Annotated in this window: 7 protein-coding genes; all 7 read left to right on the forward strand. The window is 33.7% G+C overall.

The features are described from left to right. Positions 1-653 precede the first annotated feature (653 nt). The 7 genes from HCUR_RS00410 (at position 654) to HCUR_RS09970 (ending at position 7,343) form a co-directional block, all read left to right on the forward strand. Complete coding sequence (locus HCUR_RS00410; protein ID WP_104206276.1) at positions 654-1,100, forward strand: Ros/MucR family transcriptional regulator; 447 nt, start codon at positions 654-656, stop codon at positions 1,098-1,100. A 2,421-nt stretch (positions 1,101-3,521) separates the two neighbouring features. Continuing rightward, on the forward strand, positions 3,522-4,325 hold the full coding sequence (locus HCUR_RS00415) for a DsbA family protein (protein ID WP_207760830.1): 804 nt from the start codon (positions 3,522-3,524) through the stop codon (positions 4,323-4,325). A 239-nt stretch (positions 4,326-4,564) separates the two neighbouring features. Then, positions 4,565-4,714, forward strand: coding sequence for a transposase (locus HCUR_RS07615; protein WP_129591782.1), 150 nt, complete (start codon positions 4,565-4,567; stop codon positions 4,712-4,714). A gap of 116 nt (positions 4,715-4,830) precedes the next feature. Further along, positions 4,831-5,007: a transposase family protein gene (locus HCUR_RS09965; protein WP_423751879.1), complete on the forward strand. Its 177-nt coding sequence runs from the start codon at positions 4,831-4,833 to the stop codon at positions 5,005-5,007. Positions 5,008-5,103: 96 nt separating this feature from the next. Beyond that, positions 5,104-5,313: a transposase family protein gene (locus HCUR_RS07620; protein WP_129591783.1), complete on the forward strand. Its 210-nt coding sequence runs from the start codon at positions 5,104-5,106 to the stop codon at positions 5,311-5,313. Positions 5,314-5,954: 641 nt separating this feature from the next. Further along, positions 5,955-6,092, forward strand: a complete 138-nt coding sequence (locus tag HCUR_RS08040) for a hypothetical protein (RefSeq protein WP_165780582.1) — start codon at positions 5,955-5,957, stop codon at positions 6,090-6,092. A 1,125-nt stretch (positions 6,093-7,217) separates the two neighbouring features. Beyond that, a complete protein-coding gene (locus tag HCUR_RS09970) occupies positions 7,218-7,343 on the forward strand; it encodes a transposase (RefSeq protein WP_104206279.1) in 126 nt (41 codons plus the stop codon). The last annotated feature ends 1,707 nt before the right edge of the window (positions 7,344-9,050 follow it).

Below are 9,050 nucleotides of genomic sequence, written 5' to 3' on the forward strand. Positions count from 1 at the left end.
ACGCATGCGATTGCGCCCAGAATTTGCAGGATCATATTCCAGGAATAGAAGCGCTGAATTCTTTTTATCATGCTATACAGTCCTCAATATTTTTTTTATTCTTAGTATATACATATACCTTCAAAATTTTATACATCTCCTTATACGGACATCGGGACCAATGGTTGTAATTTTATTTCCAGACAACCAATAGACCATAGAAAAAAAATGTTATAATAAAATTTTTATTTAAATTTTTTAATATACCATCTTTATATATTGCATCTTTATATATTGATTCAACGATTATTCTCCATTTTGTATCAAGTATTTATTCAAAGTGCGAAGATGGGTTCTTAACTTGATGGGACTAAAATGGGAGAAGGCTAAAGTAAGGCAGCGCAAAATTGGAGGTAGCATTGAGGCGTTCTTGCAAGATCAGGATTTATAATCATTGATACTTCTTAAACGTTATATCCTTTAGTTCATTTTTCACCAAAAACTCAACCTTTGATACAATGTATTGAATAAAAATTAATAAAAAAAAGATATGAACAGATATATAGAATTATCTTTTTTATTAAAAAAGCGATTTTGTTGCGTATTACCTATTGCACTTTTTGTAAAAATAGTATATTTCTAATTACAGAAAATATTTTAATAAAAGAAAACAAATGTCAGCAAACCAAAAACCTCAGTCAGATGCTATTATGATCGCTTTAGGACAGATTGTTGGGGGATATACGCAGAATAATAATCTCGATATTACCGAGCTTACTCAGGCCATTCATAACGTGTATTCTACTCTGAATAATCTGCACTCTAAAGTGTATCATAATGCTGGTCTGAACCCTACAGTCCCAAAAGAAGAATCTGTTCACGATGATTATTTAGTATGTCTCGAAGATGGAAAAAAATTAAAGATGTTGAAAAGGCATCTTCGCACAACCTACCAAATGTCCCCAGAGCAGTACAAAGAACGTTGGGGGCTCCCTATGGACTATCCTATGGTTGCACCGAATTACGCAATGAAGCGGAGCACCTTAGCAAAGCGAAATGGGTTAGGTCGGGCAAGAAAAAGCAGTAGCATTTATCCAGCACCCAGTCTGGTTACAGGGTAACTCTTTAGTGAGTTATTTCATAGGTATTAACAACTTTATACTAAAAATTTTTTTTCGTAAAATTAGTTAATACCTTAAACTTAGAGTGCATTAGGATTCAGCAAGGGAAATCGTCAGAAAAAAGACTTAAGACTTTAGGAATTTTACTAGAAAAATATACTAAAAAATTAATTTCTTTGGAACATTACCTTGTTTTAAGTGAACATATAGAGAAAAATACGAACTCTAATAAGCAATTCCATTAATTTTTTTTTATGATTGTTAGTAGACCCATAAGATGTAAAATAATCATGAGCCAAGAGATTACTGACTAGGTCATAAAATGCCTGTTATTACTACCAGAAAAAATAGTTGATTGCTACTAACGTTTTAATTTTTTGCATTCTGTAGTGGTATCCATAGATTAATTACGGTCCTAGTCAATCATATAGTATTAGGTATAAAAAAAATTGAATCATCCCCTAATACCATTGAGCGCATTCTGTAATTTTATCCTTAATCCATCGTTTTATAGTAGCCCAAAATTTATCAATGGGGTTCACCTCGGGGAAGAATATAGCGGTGAGAAAACTAGCCCGCAGAAAACTGATTCAATTACTTTGTTTGTCTTTTATAAGCGTTATGGAATAATACATACCCCTCATTCGTGTTTTAGCGCTTTGATTCAACACTGTTCTACACAATAATTAAAAAGATTTATAGTGCAAGAATCATTAACACTCACGGAAGCGATTGATTGACTATTTCAGCTATACTATAGACTTTTTTGTAATATAGTATTTTAGATTAAAAATGGGATTAGAGTTGTTATCACTAGACTTAAAGAAAAGAAAAATAGCACACATAAGCTTTGATCATGATTAAAAAACACGCGCAAAAATAGTTATGGTGGGTCAAAGTAGCCTAAGTAGAGGGGGTGGATACCGTGAAAAAAAGAAGCAGTCATCAAGCCTACAGCACGATTAGACAGCAAAGGAACCATCGATTTAAATCAGCTAATACTGTATGTTAAAAATAACAAAGATAAAACATAAGCAGAGATAACGCAGGCATTATTTCTCGTCTATAGAAGGCTTAAAAGTTAAGCGTTAGCGGTAAAAATGTTTACCTTTTGGGATACTTATGAAAAAATAAATATCAAAAAACAATCAACGATATAGCGCCTAAAATTTTTGTATAGAGGGACAAGAGTGGTATAGAGAGAAGATTTGAAAAAATAGAGATTGGGTAAGAGAAGTAAACACTGTTTGGTAAAAACGTGGTACATATTACAAAAAAAATGATAGTATAGCTGGAATAATTAATCCATCGCTTCCGTGAGTGTTAATGGTTCTTGCATGTTTAGTCATTGGGTAGAACGGTGTTTAGTTAAAGCCCTAAACCCAAGCCTGATTATGGATCATGCCTCATTCTATAACGCTTATAAGATAAAAGCAGTGATTGAATCGCTGGGCTGCGGGCTAGTGTTTTTACTGCCATATTTTCTTCCGAAATGACCCCCATTAAGAAATTCTGGGCTAATATAAAACGATTCGTTAAAGATAAAGTTACAAAATTCGCTCCATAATATGAGGCTATAATCCGCTTATCTTCCGAGCCTAATACTATATGATTTACTATAGTGAAAAACAATAAGATTATCTGGCTAGAAGAATGACTTCAAGTACGCTCAGAAGCAAAAGAGTTATTTCTTGATAGCGGGGAAAGCAGAACAAAACGTCAAAAAAAGTCAATACTAAAAAAATATTCAGGCAAGACAAAAATTCATACCTTCAAGAATACTGTTATTTTCTAGGGAAGACGAGGAATTGTACAGATTTTACCAGCTAAAAATCATTATGGTATTAGAATTGTTGTTGAGCATGCTATCAGTAGTATTAAAAAATTTTGAGAAATGTCTAATCATAACTACAATAGAAAGGAAAAGGATGAAACCATGACTTATTTGTTTTCAACCTTGTGGAATTTTTATCTAGAATACTTAAACTGCTAAAATCTAACCAATGTATCCAATAGTAACAGATCCATTATTTTTGATCAAAATCTTATTACGCACCAGGTTTTATATGTACTGTGATAAGTTCACTCCCCAAACTAACTCTAAATCTCATTTTTTTATTTTTTAGGGAGGAAATGAGTATTCAAATTAAAGCAAAAAATTTATAATTTTTTTTTCTTATTTTTCCCCATAGTTTTTCTTTTTAATCATTTTTATCCCTGAAAGTTTCTTTATATAAAAAATCTATGCCTTCTATAGGGTACTAAACAGAAATTTTCTTTCAGCGCATGGCACACATTAGATAGACGAAGTCTTCTTAACGATTTTATTTTGTGGAATAGGAAGTGGTACAAGGTACTTTTTCTTTGTATCGTCTGACAATCTTTTTACTTCTTTTTGATCTTACTATGTTTATATGTACATTGAAAAAAAAGTTTTTTTATGTAATGAACAAATTATTATTCTTTTTTTTATTTGCAACAACTACTTCAGAAATTTTGGCTAAAATATATCCAGAAGAAATTGTTGAAATGTTTGAACAAAATCCTGAAATGTTTAATATTTTAGCACAAATGAGTTATCATTATATGGCGGACAGAGAAAACGCTTCAGATTCAAAAGAAAATTTACTAAAAAAATCTCTTGAAACCATTACCTTGGATTCTATTCCCGGAATAGAATTGACCAACTTTGAAAAAGATTCTATGCCTAAAAATTCTATTGTTGCATTCGTTTCGCCCTATTGCCCTCACTGCCGTACTTTAATTAAAAATCTAATTCAATTAGAAAAAGAAAAATTTTTTGGAAATCACACGACAGTTCATGTAGTCTATGCCCCTACAAATTCTGCTTCTCATTGTGCCACTAAAGCTTTACTTGCAGCGCACAAAATGAAAAAAAATGACGGTCTCTTAAAAGCCTTAGATATCATTGATACACGATTTAGTCCTGTAGAAGCGATGGATTGGCCAAAATTATTTTCTCACCATCATCCCGAAATTCCTGAAAAAACTTTTTCTCAAACTATGAACTGTCCAGCGACAGAACAACATTCTAAAAAGTGTGCAGAATATATTCGTAAATTTAATATGGACAGTCTTCCTGTCATTGCCATTTACACTAAAAGTCCAAATACTAAAACCTCAGCTGTGGATATGATTTTAGGTAATCCCAGCCATATTGGTTTATTAACCCAAGCATTAAAAGTAAAATTGAAAATCAAGTAATTTATCTCTAGAAATATTCAGAAAAATTAATAAGAGCGTAATAGAGTGTAAAAACTTTTATTCATGGATAAAAGGAGGGGGTATAGTCAAGCTTGGAGGTAATAAGAATGAGTGATCCAAGAGATTTAACAGATCATGAAGGGGAGCTCATTAAGGATCATTTTGAATAGGGCAAGTATGGTAATAGAAGTAAACACAATGAAATATTTTACATAATAAAGAGCGGCTGCTCATAGCGAATGCTTCCTAAAGCTTTTCCGCCATACTCCACTGTACATGCGTTTTATCGAAGATTCAGGATCAAAGAAATATGGGAAAAAGTACTGAGGGAGCTTGTCAAGATAAGTCGGATAAAGACTCAGGGCCACCTCATAAAAATAAATATTTGAAAAAAGAAAAATAATAAGGGAATGCCTTAGATGGTGAACCATTTAAGGTAAGGTTAATGAAAGAAGTAGAAGAAGGATTTTAGATCATTTTAATCCTAGGTCGAGTAAAGAACAGGCTGTATAGGATGTCTAAGATATTCTTAAAGGCTTTGTGCGCAGGGCTATGCGGGGCTGAGGAATGGCAAGATGTTGAAGATGTTGGGAAGTTAAAGATAGATCTCAAGAGTCCTCTGCCCTATAAGAACGGCATACCCCGTGACGATACATTTCCAAGGTTTTTTAGAAGCCTATAGCCCGGCAATGGTATAGCAATCGATGGAAAGGCATCAAGGCGCAGTTGAGATGTTACATAGGATACGCACTTTTGCTACAGAGGCTAGGCCAAGGGAATGAATAAAAGCAACGCGCTCACAGTAATATCGAAAATATTGGATTGGCTGGATAGTAAAGGATCGATTCTCACTATAGATGCCATGGGATGTCAAAATAAAATTGCAGATAAAATCATGGATAAAGAAGAAGATTATATATTCTCTCTCAAAAGTAATGAGGGAAATCTTTCAGATGATATGACGCGATTATTGAGAAAATTACGATAAGGGGCACGCTAGAATTGAAGTTAGAAAATGCTCGGTAAGTCAGGATAGTCAATGGCTCATCTTAAATATCCCTAATGGGCTTTCTATTAAAAGCATGGCGCGGATAGAATCGGCTTGTAAGATAAAAGGCAAGTGTTCTAGTGAAGTGCGGTAGCATGGATCTTCTTTAGAAGTTAGTCCTGAAACAATGCTCTCATATATTAAAAGCCATTGGGGCCTTACATTGGCTAGTACAGAGGTCATTTGGTGAGGATCAAAGGAGCACACGAAAAGAAAACGCTCCCCAAGCTATGGCGATAATCACGCATATAGCTCTGAACAAACTCAGATGCAAAGATAATCAATCAAGAGGTTCAGAAAAATGAGGGGGCTGGAGTGACGACATACTTTTCTGTATTTTGAAATAAAATTTTTTATGCGGTGGCCCTGCATCAAGACTGGTGGAAGTGAACACCCGAGCTATAGCATAATTGATTCAAAGACTGTCAAAACTACCGGGGCTTGTGAATAACGAGGAATTGACGGAGGAAAAAAAATAAAGGGACGTAAACGCCATAGTGTTGTGGATATACAAAGCAATCTAGTGCACGGTACTATTCATGACGCTAATTAACATGATACAGTAAGGGGGGGGAAATGTTTTGCAAGCAGCTCTGCAACAGTCTCCGACACTCAAAAGTGCTTGCGCTGATGCCAAGTATAAAAAAATTATGGTAGAGTTTGTGGGAAATGTTCTTAACAAGACAATTAAAATTTCAGAACGCATATCCCCAAGATAAGCTGTGCTCATCAAAAGATGGGTCATTGAACGAACCTTGGCTTGGCTAAATCATTATCCAAGATCGTCTAAAGAGTACGAAATTACTGTAGCAGCTGCCGAAAGTAGGGTGATGATCGCTTATTCTATGCTCTTGTTAAGGCGGATCGTTCATCCATCAATACAGGCTCCAAATAGAAAATCAAAAATTTATACACTGGATTTAGACAGAGATTAAAAAAGATTTTAGATTTTTTGATCATGTGATAATTTCTAATACCGCGCTCAGATGCAGATTCATCAGTGTCATTTACTACATCACCACAGTTTACACATTTTTGTCTGTATCAAAAGATTATTCTGGAATTTTATTCGTCTCAGTTAAAAGCATCAGCACTTTTTCCTGTGGTTAGGTGTAATTAATATCATTTTCCAGTTATAATCTGATAGGACTACAACACACCCTTTATTTTTTAGAGTATTGTCGTTGAGATAGCGCTACAATTTATTCAACTGGATGTATAGTAACTGAGCTTAAAAATAGGGTTAAAGTTGTTATAATTGTCAGAACATGACAAAAGAAAATACAGCCTAGACTAAAATGAAAGCGTAATAGAATAGATAAACTTAGCTAATAATCAAAAGAAAAGTACTAAGTAGAGGGTGGGGATACGCCAGGAAAAAGAAGGCGTCATTAAGCCTAAAGCACGTAGAAAGTAAAAGAACCATAGATCTAAATCCACTAAAACTGTATGTTCAACATAAAGTATATAAAACATAAGCAGAGATCGCTAGGATGTTTAACGCAAGGGTTATTTCTGTCTATAGAGCATTTAAAAAGTTAGGCTAAAACCTTTTTCTTTGGGGAGGCGTGTGAAGTAGATATCAAGAAACCAATCAATGACATAGCGCCTGAACGTTTTGTATAAGGTGACTAGAGAGGTATAGAAGTGATTATTTATAAAGGAAAAGAGAAGTAACAAAGCTTTTAGGTAAGAAATGCAGTAACTACTTACAAAAGAAGGCACAATATAGCTAATTTAGTAAACAATTAATCCATGGAACCTATAAAATACAAATCCTATAAAATACAAATCTTTTTAATCATTGGGGAGAGCAGTGTTGAATCAAAGCGCTAAAACCCAGCATGATTATGGATCATGCTTCATTCCATAACGCTTATAACAAAAATGCATTGATTGAATCGTGTGGCTTCGAGCTAGTCTTCTTACTGTCCTATTCGCCTGACCTAAATTTCATTGAGACATTCTAGGGTACTATGAAACGATGAATTAAGCGTCCCTTTGCTCAATGTACTGAATGATATAAGGCCTTACTTCAATTCTTTCAAATCACATTTTTAAGCTAAATTACTATACTTTCATTAATATACAAGCCTTCGCTTTGGTATCTTTTGTATGCCTTCTAGATATCCATCTCAAAACGCTAGCTTCTTGAATACTATTACGACATATCCTTCAATTTAGCATTTTTATTATTTTTAACAAACAATTTTACTTTTTAATAGTCCAGTCTACAAAAGTTCTCTAGCATCGTACTTTCTGTCTTTCTTATATCAACTACACCATCTACTCACTGTATTCTTGTGTACCTAACCCACTTCTAATGCTTTCTTTTATATTTTTTTGTTCAGGGAATGTATGTGTTTTTTTCTTAAATTGTTACTTTATAGGCTTTTGGATATTTTTTGTTTTATCCTATTATGGTTGTTCACGTCATTCAAGATAATTTAACTATAGCAATTTTCATTTTAACCTCCTACACTGTATAGGGATGGAGTTTGGTTAATGCAACGTTTGAAAAATTTTGTTCTAGCGCCAAAACATGATTCTAGCTCTCAATATTGACTCCTTCGTTGCGCGCTTAAGTGATGGAAGATGGATATTATGAGAGTAACGCACACAAATAATATTGATAGGCTAGCTTTCTCATGTCTAAAGTGATGCTCTAGATTATAGCTCTTTGTCTTAAATATTAAATGCCTCATTTTCTGTTTTCCAACGCTTTCTTCCCATAAGAGAAGTTTATAGGGTGATTGGTAACGAATGTACTATGGATACACCCGCTTCCCTGCTTTATTAGAGTGATTGCAAAATAGTTTATTATGAAGCTGTTGTGCTCTCCTTGTAATCAAATAGTGTTATAGATTAATCATATATTAAACTTTTATTTCCTTGAGTTTTAGTAGTTTTATAATGGTTATAGTCATTCCCTCTATACTCTTAATCCCTTCATTGAGGCAGTGTCGACATTAAAAGCAAAAGATGTTGTACTCGAAGCGTTACAACATGAGTAGCTAAAATACTATAGGATTAAAAAAAGATTAGTAAATTAAAATCCGTTTTATTGGTAAAGGAGGGCACAGAGATCCTAAAAGTTATTAGAAAATGAAGTATGTACAAGAACAGTAATGTGAATAGCTAAAATAATTAACTCCTAGAGCGCTTTACTCAGAGAGTACGTTTAAAAATACATAAAAAGTTCCTGGAATGGGCTAAAGCTGGGGTTTAGCAGAGAATGTTCAATACTTTAACGCTAGATGTAAATAATGATTGACTTAAAAATCATAAGGGCTGCTTCTGGTGTTTTAAAATAATATAAAAACTAGGTATGCAAGAAAAAAAGCTAGACAATGTAGTCACGAGATTTTAAGCTAGAGGACGAGGCATCAGATTTAAACATCAGGCAGAATAAAGATGTGTTTTAGGCATAGCGTATGATTATTTCGCGCCATTTTTTGAGATAAAGAATAATATTTTCTTCTGTACCGGACAAAACTAATTGGTTAGTTAGTTTGCATTGACAGTAACGCGCTGAAATAAAAACAAAAAGTGTATAATCTCGATTATCGAAAAAGAGGTATACATCATGGTTTCAGTCAACGAGTTAAAGCGCATTTTAAAGCCATATTTCAAAATCGACAATAGGCGTCTTGATTGCTTAACCCAAATGTTAGGTG

Source organism: Holospora curviuscula, assembly GCF_002930195.1.
Lineage (GTDB): Bacteria > Pseudomonadota > Alphaproteobacteria > Holosporales > Holosporaceae > Holospora > Holospora curviuscula.